A 20,275-nucleotide genomic window follows, 5' to 3' on the forward strand; every position below is an offset into this window, starting at 1 on the left:
CAATGATCTCGTACGCGCGCTCAGATCTGGGCCTTGGCGCGCCGCTGATCGACCTGATCGATATGGCTCTTGCGCCACTCGATCAGCCGCCGCAACCCGTCATCGAGGTCGATCGCGGCGGTGAAGCCGATTTCTTCCTGTGCCCGCTTCGGCGATCCGATGCGATTGCGCACAAGCGTGGCCTGGCTCCGCGGCGCATAGTTGATCGGCTGGTTGGAGCCGGTGAGATTGAGGAGCTTCTCGGCGATCTGCTTCAGCGAGGTCCGCTGTCCGGTGCCGACATTGTAGAAGCGGTCCGTCGCACTCGCGCCCATGGCGCAGAGATTGGCTCGCGCGCAATCTTCCACCGCGACGAAATCGAAGGCTTCCGATCCGTCGCCGAGAATCGTCGGTCCTTCTCCCTTGTCGATGGCATCGAGCATCTTCATGATGACCGCGATGTAGGCGCCACGATAGTCCTGACGCGGACCGTACACGTTCATGTAGCGAAGCCCGACATAGTCGAGGCCGTAGCGGAAGTGGTAGGCACGGGCCATCGCCTCGCCACAGATCTTGGTCGCGCCATAGAAGTTCTTGTTGTTGAACGGATGGTCCTCCGTCATCGGCTCCTCGACGGCATCGCCGTACACCGACGCCGAGGACGACCAGACCAGCCGCTTGACGCCGTTGCGCACGCAGCCATCCAGGACGTTGAACATGCCGTTGACATTGACGTCGAAAGCCGTGCGCGGATATTCGTGACACTGCAGCAACCACAGCGCGGCGAACTGGAAAACGCCGTCGGCCCCCTTCAGGGCCGCATCGAGAATGTCGACCTGCGTGATGTCGCCGCCGGCCTCGAAAATCTTGACACGAGGGTCGCGCAGCGCGCCGGCCAGGTTTTCATGCGTGCCGCGCACGAAGTTGTCGTAGATCACGATCTCGCCGACATCGGTCTGCGTCAGTTGATCGACCGCATGCGACCCGATCAGCCCGGCGCCGCCGATCACGACAACTTTCTTTCCGCGAATGTCCATTTTCTTCAATCCTCGATTTCCACCAGCGCTTCATTGCGAAGCTCATGACGACGATGAGTACGCGGGCACACCAGGTCGCTGCCCAGCCGCTCGCCTGCCCTGCTCATCCAACCAATTCGTCGCGCCGGATTGCCCGCCATCAACGAAAACGCAGCAACGTCCTTGGTAACGACGGTACCGGCTCCGATGAAGCAGTACTCGCCCAGCGAATGTCCGCAGACGATGGTCGCATTGGCGCCGATGCTGGCGCCGCGTCCGATCGGCGTCCTGCGAAACTCGTCCTTCCGCGACACGCCGGCGCGCGGATTGTTGACGTTGGTGAAAACGCAACTCGGACCGCAGAACACGTCATCGGCGAGTTCGACGCCGTCATAGATCGAGACGTTGTTCTGGATCTTGCAACCGTTTCCGATCCGAACGTTCGGACCGATCATCACATTCTGGCCGATCGAGCAGTTCTCACCGATCACCGTGCGCGGCAGAATATGGCAGAAGTGCCAGATCTTGGTGCCGCGTCCAACCACTGCCCCGTCGTCGACGTAGCTGGATTGATGAATCAGGACACCAGGGAAGCGCGGATCCTCGCGCATCTCGCTCATCTGTGCATCGCCTTCTGGGCAAAGGCGTGAACGCCGTTGCTTCGGACGATCGGCGCATTGCGGAACGTGGAGACGATATCGATCGAGGGGCGGACTTCGTCCAGCCTGAAGCCGCGGCCGGCGACGATCTCTTCATAGCTGCGCGTATGGAGATCAGTGAATCCTTCCGAGAATTCGACCTCCTCGCCGTCGACGGTGATCGAGCGGTAGGTCGTCTTCTTGCCCTTCACGCTGTCGGGCAGATCGTTGCGATCCAGCGACAGGAACCAGCTCACATCCGCCCGCTCGCACTCCAGGGAGCCGGCCGCCCGCTCCGCCTCGCGCAGGTGCGCCTCGTTGCGGCTGGCGGGGCCGAACACGAAGCTCAGCATGTCGAAGAAGTGCACCCCTATATTGGTGGCCACGCCGCCGGACTTTGCGTCCGCGCCCTTCCAGGAGGTGTGATACCAGCGCCCGCGAGAGGTGATGTAGGTCAACTCGACCTTGTGGCGCTTCTTCGAATTCGCGAAGCGATCGCGCAGCGCGATGATCGCCGGATGCAGACGCAGTTGCAGAATGGTCGAGATGCGGCGGCCGGTATCCCGCTCGATCGCCGCGAGTTCGTCGATGTCGCCGGGATTGAGGACCAGCGGCTTTTCGCAGATGGCGTCCACGCCCGACCGCAGCGCAAACCGGCAATGGGCGTCGTGCAGATAGTTCGGCGAGCAGATCGACATATAGTCGATCTTCGTGCCGCCTCTGCGCAGCTGATCGACGTAACGATCGAACAGTTCGAACTGGGTGAAGAATTCGGCGTCGGGAAAGTGGCTGTCCATGATGCCCACGGAGTCGTTCGGATCATACGACACCGCCAATTTGCCACCGGTCTCGGCCATCGCGCGCATGTGCCGCGGAGCGATGTAGCCGGCAGCGCCGATCAATGCGTAAGTCGTCATGAGCCCCTCTTTCGAACTTTCCGCCTGCTTCAGGCAAGCTACCGCACTCGGGGTGAATCGAACGTCACACCCAAGCCCAACATCTCGATCGCGCCTGCCGAGAGCAGACGCACTTATGCCGCGGCGATCAGATCCGCCCCGACCAGAACGCGAACCTTGCGGCCAAGCAAATTCAACAGAACTGCAACACGATGGTGATCGCTGACGTCTTCGACGAGCGCAAGGCTGTCAACGAACGCCCCCTCGACAATTCGCACCGTGTCACCCGGCGAGAAAGCCGGCCTGCGCGCAAGCGTGATGAAGCCGGCCTCGTCCTCGCGCGCCTTCAAGGCATCGATGACGCGAGGCTCCACCGCGGCCGGCCGATCTCCCACACACACAAGATGCGACACGCCGAGCGTCGATTGAATGGCGCGCCAGCGCTGGGACGCAACATCGATCCCGACAAAGACATAGCGCGGAAACAACGGCCGCGGCACAGTCTCCACCTTTCTGGCATGACTGCGGCGCTTCAGGTAACGGGGAAAATACGTGGAGAACCCTTGCCGCCCGAGGTTGGCGACCGCTTTTGCTTCGGCGTTAACCTGTGTCTGGACGACGTACCAGCGCGAACCGGGCTCCATTGCCATCACGCTCCCTGCGGCTGCTTGGGACGCAAGCCCAACAGGTCCGGCGCGAGCACCTTCTCTGCGCCGAAATTGCTGACCGCCTGGTCGAATACGCTTCGCGCCGCCGTCAGATGGGTGACGACGACAGCATCAAACGGCTCCTCGACCAACGCGTAGGAGGAAACCACCTTGACGCCAATGAACCTGGCGGCGGTTGCATCGGGATCGACGATCGCAAGGACCGAGATTGGTCCGTCGACCGCACACAGGATCGCAATTTCGCAAAGGTCCGATTGCCCGGCGAGCACGACCCGCTTGAAGCCCCGCGCCTGCGCACGTTCAAACAGCTTGCCATACTCCTCCTTCGCCTTGCGAAACAGCGAAAAGGAGTCGGACAGGAATTGAACGGTCAGCCGCGATTTCTCGGAGAAGCCCTGCGGTGTGAGATAGTACGCATATCGCCGCGCGGGAGCCTGCCCGACCTTGACGAAACCTTTCTTGATCGCCCGCTTCAGGTAGGCGTTGACCAGACCGAGCGCGACGCCCAGGTCGGCTGCGATCCGCCGCTGCGACTGCGCACCATCCGCCTCGAGCGAGGTGAGTAGTCCGAGCACCAGCCGGTCGCTGTCATTCTCATCGGTCGGTAGAATGCCTGCCATCACGCCTATCCCAACTGGAGAGGGCTGATAGCGCGTTCACCCAATGAACGTCAAGCGAATTCGTTCACGCGATGAACACCACAACTATCTGATTATAAACGAATTCCCTCTTGAGCCTGTGTCGCGGCAGTCACACTTCAGGCCGGATCTGAGGACTCGGCGAGATATCGCGCCGCCAGTGTCGAATAGCTGTACCGACGCGCGACGGCGACGCGATCGCTGAGCGGACGCGGCGGACCGTCCAGCGCGGCACGCAGGGAGACGGCAAGCGCATCGGCATCATCAGGCGCACATCGCGCGGTCACCAGATCTTCGAGCCCAACGAGCGCCCGTTCCTCGCAAGCAATGACGGTGCGCGGCGCGAAGAGGCAGTAGTCGAACAGTTTGTTGGGACTGATGCCGTGGTGATAGAGCGCATTCTTGTGGAAGGCGACGACGGCGCAATCGGAAGCATGCAGCATGCCGTGCACGACCGAGCGATCGACTTCCTCGTGAAACTCCACATTGGCAAGCGCTGCTGCCCGCTGCTTCAGGGCGTCCCGCGAGGTGCCGGAGCCGATCATCACGAAATGGACCCCGGTATTCGCTTTGCCAAGGATCGAAGCCGCGTCGAGAACGGCCTCCACCGCATTCGGCGGGCCCATGCCGCCGGCGTACAGGACGACGCGCCTGCCCTGCTGCTTCAGCGCCTTGATGCGGTCGACGAGGGGATGATCGAGACACTCGATCGTCAGCGCGCTCTGTATTTCGCCGTCGGACACCCCGTTCGGGATCCACAGGAACTTGCCGGCCGCCAAGCCCCGCGCACGCATATGGGCTTCAGCTCCGGCCAGCAGGCAGATCACGCGATCTGCCGCGCGATAGGCAGCGCGCTCCTTCCAGCCCAGCACCTTCATCAGGGGATGCCATGGCGGCGTCATTCCAAGCGCCACGATGCTCTCCGGCCAGAGGTCGCGGATCTCCAGCCAGAACCCGGCACCGAATTGCCGTGCAACCTGTTGCGCCGCCGAGATGAAGAACAGATGCGGGCTCGACGCAATGATCAGATCCGGCTTGCCGAACTGCGCAGCAATTGCCGAGGCTGCCGAGCGGACAGCCGGCCCAAAGCTCAAATTGTTCCGAAGCCGCCCTAAACTGCCATCGCGATAGCGCGGCGCGTCGAGAAACCAGAAGTCGACGTCATTGATCCGCTGCGGTCCCGGCACGCGCGGCTGCCTGTGCAGATGGTGAAAGGCGGCGCTGACAACCACCACCCGATGCCCCATCTTCGTCCAGGCATCGGCTAGCCAGAACGGACGATAGTGACGGCCGAGACCCGGTCCCCCGGCGAACGGATGCAATAGCCAGATGTTCATGAGCCGGCCCGGAAAGAATCCGCTGACAAATCGGCAGTTGCCGATAGCGACGATGACATCCAGGAATCATCAGGCGTCATGGCGCTTCGACCCGAAAGCGCTCCCCCCAGAGCGCAACGCAATAAAGCCTCCAGCGCATTCCAAGGTCGAGCCGGTGAAATTTCCGCTTGAGCTTCGGCATGTCGACATAGCGAGCCAGGAGCTCGCTTGCGATCACCTTGTCATACATCGCGGCCGAGTGCCGGGTGAGCCAGATCTGGTCGGGCGCGGCAAAGCCGATCTTGTCCCGACGCCAGCTGATGCTGGCCGGCAAAAGGTCGTTCATCGCGGCACGGAGCGGCCATTTTACCCAGCCCTTGTTCAGCTTGATGCGTGTCGGAAGAGCCAGAGCAAACTCGACGAAACGATAGTCAAGGAATGGAAGCCGCGTCTCGATGCCGAACCTCATCGAATTCTTGTCTTCGAAGCGCAACAGCATCGGTAGATTGGTTTCATTGATCTCCAGCACTTGCATGCCCTGCGCGTCCCGCGCCTTCGACGCAAAGCGGCGCAGCGGTTCGGGAAGGTCAGGCTTTTTCAGAAAGGCGTAGCGCAAGCGGTAATAGGCGGCACGCAGCCCGGCCGAACTGGCGCCGAACAGATAGAACAGCAACCGTCCGCGCGAAATACCTGCCTGCGTTGCAGCGCTGAAGGCCGATAGAAATCCACCGACGCCACCGCGGCGGAGATGGTCGAGCAGCCAGGCAGCATAGTAGCGATGATATCCCAACAACGTTTCGTCGCCGCCCTGGCCGTCGAGCAGCACGATGACGCCATTCGATCGCGCGGCCCTCATAACTTCGTACTGCATCATGATCGAGGGGCCTGCGAACGGCTCCTCCTGGACCTCGAGCAAGGTCTCCGCCGTCGACGCGAAATCCTGATAGGTCGGCTTGGTGCGTAGCCAGTTCAATTCCGCCTTCTCCGCAACCTCCGCCGCGTAGGTCTCCTCATTGTTGGAGGCCTGCTCACTCACGGCCGTGATGGCAAAGAAGCGCTCGCCGGAACCTGGCGCATAACGCCGCGCGGCCAGCGCTGCCACGCTCGAACTATCCAATCCTCCCGAGAGGCAGGTTCCGACACGGACATCCGAACGCAGCCGCAGGCGCGTCGCGTCGTCAAGCAGCTCGCGCAGCGACCCTGCCGCGTCGGCCTCATCGGTCACCGCCGAACCCGGAGCAAGCGAATAATAGCGCTTGATTTCGACGCGGCCTGTCGACACGTCGACACGCATCCAATGCCCCGGAGGCAGCTTGTCGACGCCCTTGAAGAAAGTCCGATTGGTATGGTCGGTCATGCCGCAAACGAGGAAATCGTTGATCAGACCATCATCCGCAATCGGGCGCTCGATCAACGGAAGAAGCTGGCGGATCTCGGAGCCAAACGCGAACTGCTTGGCCGTGTCGACATAGTAGAACGGCTTCACGCCGAACCGGTCGCGGGCGCAGAACAGCGTATTGTCGCGCTCATCGTGAATCGCAAACGACCACATGCCGTTGAAGCGCTCGAGGCACTCCGGGCCCCAGCAAATATAGGCCGTCAGCAGGACCTCGGTGTCCGAGGCCGAGTCGAAGGTATATCCGAGAGCCTCAAGCTCCGCGCGCAGCTCGATGTAATTGTAGATCTCACCATTGTAGGTGATCCAGACGGGAAGCCGCCTGTCGCACATCGGCTGCGCGCCGTCATCGGTCAGATCGATAACGGCCAGTCTCCGGTGGCCCAGCCCGACGTTCCCGCTAACCCTCACGCCGCGCCCATCCGGTCCACGGTGGGCAACGAGATCGGTCATCTGGTCCACTCGGCGGGCATCGACGGGCCCGGTCTTATCTACAAGTCCAAAAATGCCGCACACGAAATGCCTATCCAGATTGATTCGATGGCGGAGCTCGGTATAACCGCCGCGTCAGAATATGTGCGCATTTGGAACAAACCGCCGCTGTCTTAGCCTGTTCGCGTATTGAACGTCAACGTTCCCGGACCAAACGAAGCTGTCTTCGTGCGTTGCTGAAACCTGAGATAGCGCTAGCCGGCCGCCAATTCCGTGCAGCCTCTCCGTGGGCCCGCGGCCATCCGAGCGGCACTTCGAACTGAACATGTGCTAAAAGCTCCCGGTTGACATTGAGTTGGCATCCATCGGACTCCCGAGTGAACAAGATTGAACCCATCGGACCAACGTCGCTGAAGGAAGCCACCCTTCGCTCCGGCGGTGTTGAATCTCCGCGGCCGACCCAATCTGCCATCGCAGATTTCGCCACTCGCATGCTTGTGAGCGCGGCGCGGCGCGCCACCGAGAAGCGTCTTGCGCAGGGAAAGGTGCGCACCTTGTGGGCCTCCACTCCGATCCTGACCTTGCCGCTTCTCGCGCGCTGCGATCGCATGCTGGGCTTCCGCTCGTCCTCGCTGGTGTTCAACACCTACTACGTGACGAGGTCATTTGACATCAATCTCATCCTGTTCGAGGGATTCCTTCGACTGATACGCAGCCGAAGAGGCCTCGGCCTGTTTCGTCGCCTTGTTTTTGCGTGGGCCCTGCTGCGCTTCGATTTCTTCAACTACTTCTATGACCGCGGCCTGATGCTGAGCGACGAACGCTACGGCATCAACCCATGGGAACTCGACCTCCTCGTCCGCTCGAGAAAGCGGCTATATACCTACGCTTATGGTGCTGACGTCCGTGCAAGGGAAACAACGCTCGAACTCGGTCACCCCAACCTGTGCGAAGAATGCCCGGCGCCGGGCAAATTCTGCGTCTGCACGACGGAGATGCATGCCTCGTCGATCAACCGCCTGAAGGGTCGTGCGACGGCTCAGATCGCAATGGGCGACATGGTGACGTACGTGCCCGGTTGCCGGGACATCCACTACTGGCCGATTGACGCAGGCAAATTCGCCGCGAAGCCGCCGACGTACAGCGTCGGCGACACGCTGAAAGTAGCACACGCGCCGAACCACGGGCACTTCAAGGGTACCCGGCTTCTGATCGAAGCGATCGACCGATTGGTGAAAGAGGGTGAGAAAATCGAGCTGATCTCCGTGCAGGGAGTTCCCAACAAGAAGGTCATCGAGCTATTCGGCGCATCGCATGTGGTTGCGGATCAATTCGTCGCGGGCTTTCACGGCTATACGGCGCTCGAGGCGATGGCGATGGCCAAACCGGTGCTCTGCTTTCTGCGTAGCGACCAGATGATGATCGATCCGGCCACCTGTCCGATCATCAACACCCGTCCTGACGAGATCTACAACGTCCTGAAGCGATGCCTCAGAGGCGAGCTCGACCTGAACGGCATCGGCAACGCCGGACGCCGCTATGTAGAGACGCACTACAGTTTGCAAGCGGTCGCAGCGAGACTCGGGAAGCTCTATTGCGAGACCGCCGATCTTCCCGAGAATCTGCTGGCGAGCCTGACGCGGCAAGTCGACGAACTCACGAAACACGATCATGTCTCGCAATCTGCGCGACCTTCGCCCCGGTCCGTCGACCTGAATGCGCGCACATGAGAATCTTGCACGGACCAGTCAATGTCGGGAATCAGCCTTGGGTGCTGTCCCGTGCTGAACGGCAGCTCGGAGCATCGAGCGACGTGGTCGTTCGAAACGACACGTGGCTCGGATACGCGGCAGACCGGATGCTGGCTGGAAAGAACGCCGGATTCCTCGAGACGGCTATTCGCAGCGCGGCGTTCGGCCTGAAGAACCAGTGGCGCTACGACGTTCTTCATTACTATTTTGGACAGACCTTCCTGTCGCCAGGCTTCCCGCTCTCGGCGCCCGGATCAGTGCTCTCCAGGCCATCGCTGATCACGGACCTGATCAACAAGCTCGGGGCCGCAGACCTGCACGCCGCCCGCCTCTTCGACAAGAAGCTGTTCATGACATTGCAGGGTTGTGATGTCCGGTTGGCCAGGGAGGGAAATAGCCGAAACGAATGGACGATGTGCGCCCCGCAACATTGCGAGCTGTATCAAAGATGCACGGACGCTCTCGACCACCGGCGGCATTTCCTGATCGACAAGGTGCTGCCGCTGTTCGACCGGGTCTTCTACCTCAATCCGGAGCTCGGACACATCGTCCCGAACGGCCAATTTCTCCCGTATTCAAACGTCGAGATCGAAAAGTTCGACGTCGCACTGCCCTCCACGCAGGGGCGACCGAAGATCGTTCATGCCCCGACTGCCGGACGGATCAAGGGTACACCGATGATCCTGAATGCCCTCGAACAATTGCGGTCGCGTTACGATTTCGAGCTCATCCTCGTCGAAAAGACGAGCCATGAGCGCGCGTTGGAAATCTATCGGTCGGCAGACCTCGCAATCGACCAGGTATTGGCAGGCTGGTACGGCGGCTTTGCCGTCGAGATGATGGCGATGGGAAAGCCGGTCGCGTGCTATGTCCGGGATGAAGATATGATGTTCGTTCCGGATGCCCTCAAGCGCGAGTTGCCCGTTTACGAATTGAGCCCGGGGAACCTGGTCGAAAGCATTGCCGGCATTCTTGACCGATGGTCCGAGTGGCGCGCACGCGGCGAGGCATCGCGCCGTTATGTCGAACGATGGCACAATCCGAAGCTGATCGCCAAGGCGATGCTCGGCGCCTATGAAAGCCCCGACAGCAACTTTGAACTGCTTCCGGATGCCGGTTAGGGCAAGCGGTTTGACCGGCGGCTTCAGTCGGCGATATCAGCGTGTTTCGCGCAGACGCTGAGCGTCCACTTCACCAAGCCTTGCTTCTCACCCTGCTGAAACAGCCTGCCGCACGGTGGCAGCGAAACTCGCCGCGAACGCGCCGACGTCATCGTCCTGATGCGGGACGATATTTCGAATCACCGGCCCGCGATTGTGCTCCGAGAGCTGCGTCAGATGATCCGCCAGCGCGGCCGGATCATCGACCCCGAAATAGCGCGCAGCACCGGCGGTCTGCTCCCGGTGCACGTCGATGTCGGACAGGATCATCGGAACGCCGAACGACTTCGCCTCCTCGACCGTCGTGCTCCAGCCCTCGAAGCGCGACGGGTTGAGCAGCGCGATACAAGATCGCAGCAGCGCGTAGACGTGCGGCAACGGGATGACGCCGAGGTGCCGGAAGTAGGTCTCGAGACCACGTTTCTTGATCTCGGAATTGACCAGGTCATAGTAGCCCGGCTCGCGCCGATCTTCCGTGCTGCCGGAGGCGCAGACGACCACGTCGACCCCACGACGCTTCAGGATCGTCAGGGCGTCGACGACGAGCTGGTGGTTCTTGTGGCGATAGAACTGGTTGGGCAGATAGAAGTAGTGCGCCGGCAGATTATGGGCGGCGATCACCTCTGACGGGTCCGTGCTCAGGAATGCGGCGGGCGGCTGGGTCGCAAAGCGTACGACGCTGACCGGGTTTTGGGCACGCGGGTAGTGCGCCCTGAAATCGCGCAAGGCGCTCTCGCTGCTCAGCATGATCGTTCGTCCCGACGCGATCTGAACGCGAAAGCCGATCTCGCGGCGCCAGCGCCCGGCCGTCGTGAACATATGCGGCAGGGCAAGATGCTGCAGGTCCGGAATCCAGGCCACCGCCGGACGAGGCAGACGCCAGCCGAAGAAACGCGCTGATTCAAATACCGCATCGACGCGATGGGCGCGAAAGGCTGCAGCCGCGGCCCGGTCGACGCCGAGCGTCAGCGCCTGAACGAGGCCGGCCTGTCCATCGAATGCCGCGGATTGAACGACCTCGACACCTTCTATGCCCGCTGGCCCGGCCAACTCGTCCGCATCGTCCTGCTTTCCCGCAAACAGGATCGGCGCGAACTCGCCCGGCCGGAATCGCGCCAGCGCCGCGAATAAATTGCCTTGATAGTTGTAGCCGCCGGCCCAGCGCCGGCGCGAGATATGGGTGAACGCGACACGCAACGGTGCGCCTGCCGTCACCGGCCCCGCAGCCTGCCTGGCATCGCTGCTGCGACCGTTCACGAACTGTACTTCCTGCATTCGCCCATACCGCCCAACGCTGCGGAGCCGGCGGTTCGACAGCCGCGCGATCCTATCAAAACCTAGCCCTTTGGACAAAAATTCGCTAACCGGACGTCGAAGATCGCGGCGAGAAATCGGCTATTTTCGAGCCCATTTCAAGAGGAGAAGTGAATGAACGGTAGTTCCATCGTCGTCACGGGCGGCGTCGGCTACGTGGGCCGTGAGCTGGTTCGCCAGCTGATCGCGGAAAACGCCGCGCGCGACATCCATGTCATCGACAATCTGGCCTGCGGCGAGGACCGGCTCGAGAAGATGGACCAGGGCAAGTTCGTCCTACATCGCTGCGACATCCGCGATTCCGGAGCGGTTGGCGAAATCGTTCAGCGGATCAAGCCGGACATCGTTTTTCATTTGGCAGCCGTCCACTTCATTCCGGCCTGCGAAGCGGAGCCGGGATCGGCCAACAGCATCAACGTGTCGGGCACCATCAACCTGTTGCATGCGGTGGCACCAGGCACCAAATTCGTTCTTGCATCGACCGCCGCGGTCTATCGTCCAGCCGACGCAGCCCATCTCGAGCAAGACGACACGCTCGGCCCGGTCGATATCTACGGCTACACCAAGCTTCATGCCGAGCACTTCGTTCGCTATTTCCACGCACAGAACAAGGTCCGCGGGACGATCGTCCGGCTGTTCAACGTGGTCGGCCCCGGCGAGACCAATCCGCATCTGGTGCCGGCGATCGTGGAGCAACTCGCGGCCGGCACGACCCGGCTTGCGCTGGGCAACCTGTTTCCGCATCGCGACTACATTGACGTCAGCGACGTTGCGCGCGGCTTCCGCGCGCTCGGAACCTCTGACGCATTCGACCGTGGCCCGATCATCTCGAACCTCGGCACGGGGCGCACGCACTCGGTCGGCGAAGTGGTCGAAGCCATCGCGGCGGCGTCCGGCATCAGGATCGACATTCAGCAGGATCCCGCGCGGATGCGATCGGTCGACCGCCCCATGCTGAAAGCATCCACGGACAAGTTGAGACAGCTGACCGGCTGGGTCCCCTCAGTATCCCTCGCAGAGAGCATGCAGCGCGCGTGGGACGGCCGGTTCGATGACGGTCTCGCGTGAGCCTCAGGCCTGCCCACGGACGAGCGCGGCCGCCGATCAAGGAATATAGTTGCCCGAGCCGGTTATGGTGCTATTTCGCAAGTACCATCAAGGACCATCCGCCCAAAATGCGGGCTGCCAGGTCGACCGATAGCTTGGACAACAGCACGCGCGGCACCTTCATGAGATTGGCCCGAAGACCTCGGCCAGGCGGCTCGATCGCCAGCGCCGTAAAATTGTAGTCGATCACGTCGTATCCGCAATACCTGATCGTCTCCAAGGCCGTCTGCTTGGTGAAGTAATGGAGATGGCCGACCCTCGATCGGATTCCGTTCAGAGCATCACCGCGCAGAACCGACTGAACGGAAAGGTCGAGCGGAATATGAAAGACCTTGTACTCTGCGCGGGATTTCAAGGCCTTGATGAATCCGATGTAATCATCCACGTGTTCGAACACGTCGATGCACAGCAAAGCACCGAAGGATTCATCGAATTCAAGCAGGTTGCCCTTGACGTAGTGAATACCGTCGCGTTCGCGCGTCGCCGCCAGCTTGAACGCTTGCTCTGACATCTCGTAACCGACGAACGAAGTCGCTGGCAGCCGCGCCTTGAGCTGCACGAGAATTTCCCCAGCGCCACAGCCTACTTCCGCGATTCGGGATGGAGCGAGACCATTCCTGCGCAAGATTTCGTAGATCTTGTCTGCTTTCCAGGGAGACTCCTCGACATGCCAAGAGGGATTGTTGGCAAGATACTCTAGGTTTGCATAGATCGAACCCTCGTCGATCCGGTGCAGTTTCATCTCTTCGTCGACCATCATTCTATCCAGGATGGCTGCATGGCCAATTTTCGGAGCAGCTTAGTGGTAGGCCAAAAGCTGAGATCGCTCAAGCTTGGCGCCTTTCCTCACGACAGCGCCGCGCTTTCGGCACGCGCGCATTCAGGCCGGCTTGCGGCCAACAAATGAGTAGAGGCGACCCGGTCTGCGGTCAAAGCGCGTAGCAATTGCGAGTAGCGAGGCAAATACGCGCTCGGAGGCGAGTGCGCCGCGCCAGAGCGGGCGCAAGGGAACCCTTTGTGCTAGCTTCTCGACAAGTGCGGACCTCAACGTGTCCTCTGTATGGGGGGCAAGATTGATCGGGCTTTGCAGTGGCGCCAGCGTGTCGATCGCGGAAAATCCCGCGCTCGCCAGCGCGCCGGTGTAGCGATCCAGCAGGAACGCATGTTCGCCGCCGTAGAGATGGTGCAGCGGATGCTGCGCGAGGAACTGCGGAAGATCCGCCTCCTTGCTGATGACATGCTCGCGCGCGGCGATCAGCATGCCGCCCGGCCGCAACACGCGAAACATCTCCCGGCAGGCGCCGTCGAGATCGCGCGTATGATGCAAGACGGCACGTGCGAAGACCAGATCGAACGTCGCGTCGGCGAACGGCAGCCGCTCGGAAAACTCCTCGACCACCTTGATCGGCAATTGCGTCTGTTGCGCCAGAGCGCGGATCGCCGTCGCTCCCACGATCGAGCTCGGATCGGGCTCCAGTGCGGTGACGGCAAAGCCGGTTCGGGCGAGCGCATAGCTCGCAATGCCGCGGCCGGCGCCGACGTCGAGCGCGGCACCCGAGCGGCCGCGCAACAGCGAGGCGACCGCCTGCCACTCGGAGCTGTGGAAATAGCGTTCAGCGGCGCCGGCGAGCGGATCGTCGTAGAATGCGTCGAGTACGAGCTGGCGCTGGTCCGGCTGATTGCGCAGCCAGACCACCGCTTCCTCCCAGGTAGTAAACTTGCGCTCACCGCTCACCGGGGCCAAGCTCCCTCACCAGCACGGCCGGATTGCCGGCCACGATCGAAAATGCCGCGACATCCTTGGTCACGACCGCGCCGGCCGCGACAATGGCGCCTTGGCCCACGGTCACGCCGCGCAGGACCATCGCGCCCGCGCCGACCCATGCATCATCGCAGATCTTGACGGGGCTCTCGTCCAGCGAGATGTCGTCCGGATGGCCGCGCGTGAAAATCTGTTGCACCTGCCGGTGACGCTCCTCTGCCCGCAGCGGATGGGTGAGATTGTCGAACACGTTCGCCGAATGCGAGATCAGCACGCGGTTGCCGATCTCGATCGAGGCCGCCGACCAGATCCGGGTTCCCTCGCCGACATAGCACCATTCGCCGATCTGGATCTCCCCGCCATGTGCGAACGTCAGGAGCTCGCCCAGGACGCGGCTGTTGCGGCCGACGACGATCTTGTCGGAATCGCCGCGGATGTTCCTAATCCTGGCGTAGCGGCCGAGCGCCGCGTCGGCCCGCAAGCGGCAGGTCGCGCGACCGATCAGACGCTGGATCAGGTAATCGAGATTCATGCCGTCAGCTGCAGGCAAGCGATGGCGCGCGACGACGCCGCAAGGTCATCGCCCTGCCCCTTTCCGGTATGCACGTCAAAAACGGTCGCGTCGGCGAGCGCCTCGGCGCTCTGGCGCGACCAGCCTTGTCGCGAATAGCCGAAATAATCCACCTGGTGCGATGCCGCACCGAATGCCTCGATGATGCGCTCGATCATGGCAAGATCGAACACTTGGTACCAGCCGAGATTGTCGCGCTTGCCGAACGGCACGGAGATCAGGCAGGTGCCGCCGGGCTTGAGGATGCGCTTGAACTCCTTCACCGCCGGAACGAAGCCGTCCCGATCGGTCTCGGCGTCGCGCGGATCGCCGGTGTAGAGCATCTGGTTGTCGAGACCGATGTGCTCGATCGTGGAAATGCTCGCGACGGTGTCGAACACATGGTCGCCGAACATCGTCTTGCGGAGATCGCCGAACATGTAGGAGTAGCCATCACGCCAATAGCATCGCCGCTCCGGCGCCAGCGTCATGATGGTGAGATCCGCGCCACGCAATGGCGCACGCTGCAGCAGGAAGTCGTGATTGAAGGTCGATCCCGCGTCCAGCATCTTGCCTACATTGGTCAGTCGGCCATAGACCCAAGGATATTCCACCACGCGCTCGTCCATGGCGACGCCGTAGCCGGGCGGAAGCTCATTTCCCGTCTGAAGCAGGCCCGCATCGATGGCCGCCGTGATGGTGTCGCGCTTGACCGTCTGATAGCCTGGGCCGAACGGACGCGGCCGCAGCTTGAAGAGCGGCACGGCAAGCCCGTCAGCCGCCCATTTCAGTTGATGGATCAAGTCACTTGCAGACATCATCTCGGCCCGATCGCCCGCCCGCTGGCCGGCACAATGCCCCCCTCTAGCACGGCTCAATCCGCGCGACGAGGTCGATAAACTGCGCCCATTGCCAGGCCTTGCTGTAGGTCCCCTGCACGCGCGCCCTGCCGGTTTCAGCGATCCCGGCCCATTGCGGCCAATCCTGCAGGCTGCTCGAAATCGCCTCCACGGCCCGCTCGGGAACATCATAGGTACGCATCGTGACCCCATCCTGCATCGCCTCCGGATAATTGCCCGCATCCGACACCAGCAGCGATCCGCAGCCCATCGCCTCGAAGCAGCGCATATTGCCGCGATCATTGCCGGCCATGTCGATGGCGCCGTTGAGCACGATCTTCGCTGACCCGAACAGTTCGTAGAGATCCCGGCCGAACAGCGGCGTCCTTGCGATGCGCGCGATGACGTCGGGGCGCCGGTGTTTCCCCAGCGGCAGCAATCGCCCGACCGCGCTTTCGGCAAGCCGGGTCAGCCGCGATGCATCGAGGCAGAACACGATGTTGCGATCGGCCGCCAGCGCCGCGACCTGTTCGAGCGTCCTGCCGCGCGCGCTGTGATGCCGCGAATATCCACCGACGAATGCCACGTCGATCGGCCGCTCGCCGTGGCCATATTGCTCCATGACAGGATCGATCGCAGGGAAGAACAGCTCCGCCCGGCATCCTTTGTCGCGCCAGGCCTGGAGGATCGAGGGGAAATTTCCGAGCACGGCGCCATAGGCCCTGAGGTCAGCATTTCCCGAGGGCGCCGCGCGCCAGCACAGCGTCTTCCTCACACAGCCGGGAAGCTTGGCGACGAACGCGCTCGGAAAGCGCACCGGATCGAGATTGTAGAACACCTCGGTTCCGTGATGCTCGATCTGCGCGAGCAGAATGGCCTCGAGCGTCGGCGCGCCCTGCATGCCTTGCTCACGCGCCCACCGGCGCTGCAGCACTTCGTCGTCAGCATTGGTGAAGAAGGCTTCGGGCGCGCCATCGAGCACCGGCTTGAGAAAATGCGCCGCACCAAAACGATCGTGCAAGAACACGTCGCGACGTGCCGCGAAAGTCGAGGCATTTGCCGCAAGCTGGTTCAATCGCGGCAGATAGGACGGATAGAGACCGCTATTCTGGAACAGACGCATTGGTTATGCGGACCTCGCCAACAGCCATTTCATGTTCAGGTATGGCCAGATCCGGCCAACGGATTCCCAATCCCAGCGCTGCGTTGCCGTCAAGTGGCCAACCGCCTGTCGGAGCGGCGCCTCGTCGACGAACTCGGCAAATGCCGGGACCTTCCGCTCGACCAGCTCCGCGGTCCAACCGGCCAACGGTCCATTCAGCCATTCCGGCATCGGCGAGTTGAAGCCGACCTTGCGGCGCGCGGTGCGGATGCTTTCGGGCATCAGGTTCGCCATCGCCTGCCGCGCCACCACCTTGGTCATGCCGTCGGCCGATTTGCTGGTTTCCGGCAGTGCCATCGTATAGGTCACCAGACGCCAGTCCATGAACGGCATGCGGACCTCGATCCCATGGGCCATCGAGAGCCGGTCGAAATTGCGCAGAATGGTGGGCAGCGTGGTCGAGTGGAACATGCGGTAGAGACGCCGGTTCAGCGCCCCCCACGTATCAGGGAGTTCGTCGTTTTCGGCGACCAGCGGCAGCGCTGCGGGGATCGCGGTCAAGCCTCCCCGCAGGAAATAGCGCCCCTGGCGGCTGATCATCTGCGCGCGCAGGAAGTCGATGCCGCGCTGCGCCAGCCGCGATCGCGACATCAGCGCAGCCGCTGCGTTGCGGATCCGGAACGCGGCCGACTGTCCTTCCTGGAAGTAAGCGCCCATCAACTCGTCTGCGCCGTGGCCATCGAGCGACACGGTGACGTTCTGGCGCCGCAGCTCGCGATAGATCAGCCACGGCGCGCTGGGCAGCCCGATATAGACGTCGTCATTATCGTCGAGGATGCGGTCAAGATCGGTGAGCGCATCGGCGCGCCCGATCTCGAGGAAGCTCGGTGCCACGTCGGCCCACGCCGCCGCCTCCTCCGCCATCGGCCGCTCGTCATTGCTGGCCCCCGGAAAGGTCGCGACGAAGGCATGCCGCCAGGCGGTGGAGTCTCGTGGCCCCATGCCGGCCTTCTCATGGCTCGCCATGGCGCAGATCACCGCGGACGAGTCGAAGCCGCCCGACAGGCAGGTCCCGATCGGCACGTCGCTGCGCATACGCAAGGCAACGGAATCCTGAAACAGGTCGCGAAAGCGCGCGACGCGTTCGGTCTCGGTTTGCGGGATCGCGGGCAGATGGTCCACGGTCCGCCACCAGCGGCGCACCTGTACGCGGCCCTGGCGCAGCCACATGCAGTGGCCGCCTTGCAGGCGGCGAACCTGCGAATACAGCGTCCGCTCGCTGCCTTCGATTCCGAACGGGTCAAGCAGCAGCCGACGCGCCACGTCGATATCGAGCGACGTCTCGAGCAGCCCGCTCCGCGCCAGCGCCCGCTGCTCGGACGCGAACACGAACCGCTCGGATGACAACGCGTACAGCATCGGCTTGATGCCGAAGCGATCGCGGGCAAGGAACAGCTCGTCAGTCGCCGTATCGTAGATCGCCAGCGCCCACATGCCGTTGAAGCGCAGCAGCATGTCCTCTCCCCAGGCCTGCCAGGCGGCAAGGATCACCTCGGTATCGGACTGGCTGCGGAACACCGCGCCCTTCGCCTCGAGCTCGCGGCGCAATTCGAGGAAGTTGTAGATCTCGCCGTTGTAGACGATCACATGGCGGCCATCGCCTGACACCATCGGCTGATAGCCGCCCTCGCCGGGATCGATGATGGCAAGCCGGCGGTGGCCGAAGGCGACGTTTCGTTTCGCATTGAACCAGGTGCCTTCGCCGAACGGTCCGCGATGCGCGATCAGGCTGGTGAGTCGTGAGATCTCGGCCGGCTCGACGGGATTGCCCCGAAGATTGACGATGCCTGCGATACCACACATGTCTAGGCGGCCTTGAACGGCAAGAAGCGGGTGATGATGATGCGGAGATCCCGCCAGCAGACGGAGCGATAGGGACCCAGCTGCGACACGGCAACGGCGGCGACAAAGATCACCGCCGCCGATACGCCGTAGAGCGACACCACATACCACCATGACGGCGCGTGGTCGAATGATACATGGCCAAGCTGCGAGCGCAGCGCCAACGCAATCGCGACGCCGGTCCCGAGCGGGATCAGGACGAAATGCAGCATCCGCGACCACATCCCTGAAAGCCTGAAGGTACGCCGCAACAGCAGCACGGTGATCACCACCTGGGCGACCATGCCGACACAGGAGCTCCAGCCGGCCGCCTGCCAACCGAAAATCGGCAATGCGATGGCGCTGGTCGCCAGCGTGAAAAAGCCCGTGACGAGCGAGATCAGCGCGTTGTAGCTGGAGCGGCCCTGCGACAGCAGATAGTACGCGAACACGTTGGCGCTCGAGCCCAAGATTCCGCTGATCGCAAGCACCACCAGCACCAGCTGCGCCTCGGCGGCGACTTCGGCGCCGGTCCATCGATACAGCAACGCACCGGCGACCGGGATCAGACCACCCAGCGCGCTCGCGGCCAGGACGTTGAGAATCCACGACGAGCGCAGCAAGAGGTCGACCTTGCGGTCGTCATCCTCCTTCTGCAGCGTGCTGAAGAACGGGAACAGGATCTCGCCGATCTTCAGCACGCCGATATAGACCGCCTCCTCCAGCCGCTGCGCGACGCTGTAAAAGCCGACGAATTGCGGCTGCAGCAGCACGCCGAGCAGATAGCGGTCCGCCTGACCTGAGAACAGCGCGCCGCTTTGTGCCGCGACCTGCCAGCCGCCAAGCTTGACCAATGCCCGCAGCGCGCCTTGATCGAGCGTCGGCCGTGCTAGCCAATCGTTGATGGCGAGCCGCGACCAAGCGAGAGCCATCAGCAGATTTGTCGCAAAGCCCAGGGCCTGACAGCCGAGAAAGGTCGAGGCGCGCGGCGCGTGGGGGATCAGCAGCAGCATCGACATCGTCGTCACCACTGTGCCGGTGATGCTGATCGCCGCGATCCGCCGATAGTCCTGACGTGCCGTGAATAGCGACTGGAAGACCGCGAACAGGCACTGGCATAGCCAACCGGCGCCGGCCAGCGCGAAGGCAAGCCCAAGGTCGTCACCGGCCGGACCTCCGAGGTGAAATCCCAATCGTGCGAGCGGCGCTCCGGCAAAGGCAAGCAATGCCGCGATCACACTGCCCCCGGCTACGGCGAGCGCAAGGGCGGTCGCGAAAAACCGCCGTGCCGCGTCGCGATCGGACGGCTCCAGCCGTTGCGCGAGTTCGCGCGCGGTCGAGAGGCCAAGCGCATTGCTGAACATCAGCGCCGGCGCGACACAGGCGGTCACCAAACCCGCGACGCCGAACGCGGCAAGGCCGAGCCGGAGAATCACGAACGGGAGAATCGCCAGATTGAGCAGAACCGCGACCGCAAACGCGGTCGCATTCCATGCCGAGTTACCGAGCAGATGGGATGGACCCCTCTTCACCGCTATGCCCGCTTTCGGTCCATCGCTTCGATACGCCTCAAGTGCCTCTTCCAAAAGGGCAAAACCCACTCGGCTTGGCGACGGGCTAGCAGCCGGCGGAGTGATTGTCGAGGGTTGGCGGACGGCGGGGCCGCGAGCACACGTCGGACCGGCCGAAACGGGCCGCCGAGGCAGGGCCGATCTCGGCGGAACCATGCCGGTTTGCTTCCAGTTCCGGTTTGTTGTCCGGGTAACGGTTGGAAAGGCCTGCCAAATTGTCTAAGTCAGAGTGACCGAAGCCCCAGAGCGGCCCGCCAAA

Annotated in this window: 18 protein-coding genes; 3 read left to right on the forward strand and 15 right to left on the reverse strand. The window is 62.5% G+C overall.

What is annotated here, in order from left to right; genetic code table 11:
• Positions 1-20: 20 nt before the first annotated feature.
• The 7 genes from JQ507_22570 to asnB (JQ507_22600) form a co-directional block, all read right to left on the reverse strand.
• Entirely contained in the window at positions 21-1,016 is a 996-nt protein-coding gene (locus tag JQ507_22570; GenBank protein QRI67744.1) for an NAD-dependent epimerase/dehydratase family protein, read from the reverse strand.
• A gap of 5 nt (positions 1,017-1,021) precedes the next feature.
• Positions 1,022-1,615, reverse strand: coding sequence for an N-acetyltransferase (locus JQ507_22575; protein QRI67745.1), 594 nt, complete (start codon positions 1,613-1,615; stop codon positions 1,022-1,024).
• A complete protein-coding gene (locus JQ507_22580) occupies positions 1,612-2,550 on the reverse strand; it encodes a Gfo/Idh/MocA family oxidoreductase (GenBank protein QRI67746.1) in 939 nt (312 codons plus the stop codon). Before JQ507_22580 ends, JQ507_22575 begins: the two co-directional genes overlap by 4 nt.
• 113 nt (positions 2,551-2,663) lie before the next feature.
• Entirely contained in the window at positions 2,664-3,179 is a 516-nt protein-coding gene (locus JQ507_22585) for a transcriptional activator RfaH (protein ID QRI67747.1), read from the reverse strand.
• Positions 3,179-3,817: a winged helix-turn-helix transcriptional regulator gene (locus JQ507_22590; protein QRI67748.1), complete on the reverse strand. Its 639-nt coding sequence runs from the start codon at positions 3,815-3,817 to the stop codon at positions 3,179-3,181. Before JQ507_22590 ends, JQ507_22585 begins: the two co-directional genes overlap by 1 nt.
• 137 nt (positions 3,818-3,954) lie before the next feature.
• A complete protein-coding gene (locus JQ507_22595) occupies positions 3,955-5,172 on the reverse strand; it encodes a glycosyltransferase family 4 protein (GenBank protein QRI67749.1) in 1,218 nt (405 codons plus the stop codon).
• A gap of 76 nt (positions 5,173-5,248) precedes the next feature.
• Positions 5,249-7,063: an asparagine synthase (glutamine-hydrolyzing) gene (gene asnB, locus JQ507_22600; GenBank protein ID QRI67750.1), complete on the reverse strand. Its 1,815-nt coding sequence runs from the start codon at positions 7,061-7,063 to the stop codon at positions 5,249-5,251.
• Positions 7,064-7,356: 293 nt separating this feature from the next.
• Here asnB (JQ507_22600) and JQ507_22605 point away from each other — a divergent pair, with 293 nt between their 5' ends.
• Together JQ507_22605 and JQ507_22610 are read left to right on the forward strand one after the other, a co-directional pair.
• On the forward strand, positions 7,357-8,709 hold the full coding sequence (locus JQ507_22605) for a glycosyltransferase (protein QRI67751.1): 1,353 nt from the start codon (positions 7,357-7,359) through the stop codon (positions 8,707-8,709).
• Positions 8,706-9,851, forward strand: a complete 1,146-nt coding sequence (locus tag JQ507_22610) for a hypothetical protein (protein ID QRI67752.1) — start codon at positions 8,706-8,708, stop codon at positions 9,849-9,851. The genes JQ507_22605 and JQ507_22610 overlap by 4 nt, the downstream gene beginning before the upstream one ends.
• 87 nt (positions 9,852-9,938) lie before the next feature.
• On the opposite strand, the gene JQ507_22615 is transcribed toward JQ507_22610, so the two are convergent.
• Positions 9,939-11,105 carry a glycosyltransferase family 4 protein gene (locus JQ507_22615; protein ID QRI73463.1) on the reverse strand — a complete coding sequence of 389 codons (1,167 nt, stop codon included), beginning with the start codon at positions 11,103-11,105 and terminating at the stop codon, positions 9,939-9,941.
• Between the two features lie 213 nt (positions 11,106-11,318).
• Between JQ507_22615 and JQ507_22620 the strand changes: the two genes are divergently transcribed.
• Positions 11,319-12,272 carry an NAD-dependent epimerase/dehydratase family protein gene (locus tag JQ507_22620; protein QRI67753.1) on the forward strand — a complete coding sequence of 318 codons (954 nt, stop codon included), beginning with the start codon at positions 11,319-11,321 and terminating at the stop codon, positions 12,270-12,272.
• Between the two features lie 70 nt (positions 12,273-12,342).
• Here JQ507_22620 and JQ507_22625 read toward each other — a convergent pair whose 3' ends face one another.
• The 7 genes from JQ507_22625 to JQ507_22655 form a co-directional block, all read right to left on the reverse strand.
• Positions 12,343-13,053 carry a class I SAM-dependent methyltransferase gene (locus tag JQ507_22625; protein QRI73464.1) on the reverse strand — a complete coding sequence of 237 codons (711 nt, stop codon included), beginning with the start codon at positions 13,051-13,053 and terminating at the stop codon, positions 12,343-12,345.
• 138 nt (positions 13,054-13,191) lie between these two features.
• On the reverse strand, positions 13,192-14,046 hold the full coding sequence (locus JQ507_22630) for a methyltransferase domain-containing protein (GenBank protein QRI67754.1): 855 nt from the start codon (positions 14,044-14,046) through the stop codon (positions 13,192-13,194).
• On the reverse strand, positions 14,036-14,605 hold the full coding sequence (locus JQ507_22635) for an acyltransferase (protein QRI67755.1): 570 nt from the start codon (positions 14,603-14,605) through the stop codon (positions 14,036-14,038). Before JQ507_22635 ends, JQ507_22630 begins: the two co-directional genes overlap by 11 nt.
• The gene (locus JQ507_22640; protein ID QRI67756.1) at positions 14,602-15,444 is read right to left on the reverse strand and encodes a methyltransferase domain-containing protein; all 843 of its coding nucleotides are present in this window, start codon (positions 15,442-15,444) and stop codon (positions 14,602-14,604) included. The genes JQ507_22635 and JQ507_22640 overlap by 4 nt, the downstream gene beginning before the upstream one ends.
• Positions 15,445-15,487: 43 nt before the next feature.
• The gene (locus JQ507_22645) at positions 15,488-16,585 is read right to left on the reverse strand and encodes a glycosyltransferase family 1 protein (GenBank protein QRI67757.1); all 1,098 of its coding nucleotides are present in this window, start codon (positions 16,583-16,585) and stop codon (positions 15,488-15,490) included.
• A 3-nt stretch (positions 16,586-16,588) separates the two neighbouring features.
• Complete coding sequence (asnB, locus tag JQ507_22650) at positions 16,589-18,427, reverse strand: asparagine synthase (glutamine-hydrolyzing) (protein QRI67758.1); 1,839 nt, start codon at positions 18,425-18,427, stop codon at positions 16,589-16,591.
• A gap of 2 nt (positions 18,428-18,429) precedes the next feature.
• Entirely contained in the window at positions 18,430-19,983 is a 1,554-nt protein-coding gene (locus JQ507_22655; protein ID QRI73465.1) for an oligosaccharide flippase family protein, read from the reverse strand.
• Between the last annotated feature and the right edge of the window lie 292 nt (positions 19,984-20,275).

It is taken from the genome of Bradyrhizobium sp. PSBB068, assembly GCA_016839165.1.
In the GTDB taxonomy this organism is placed as follows: Bacteria; Pseudomonadota; Alphaproteobacteria; order Rhizobiales; family Xanthobacteraceae; genus Bradyrhizobium.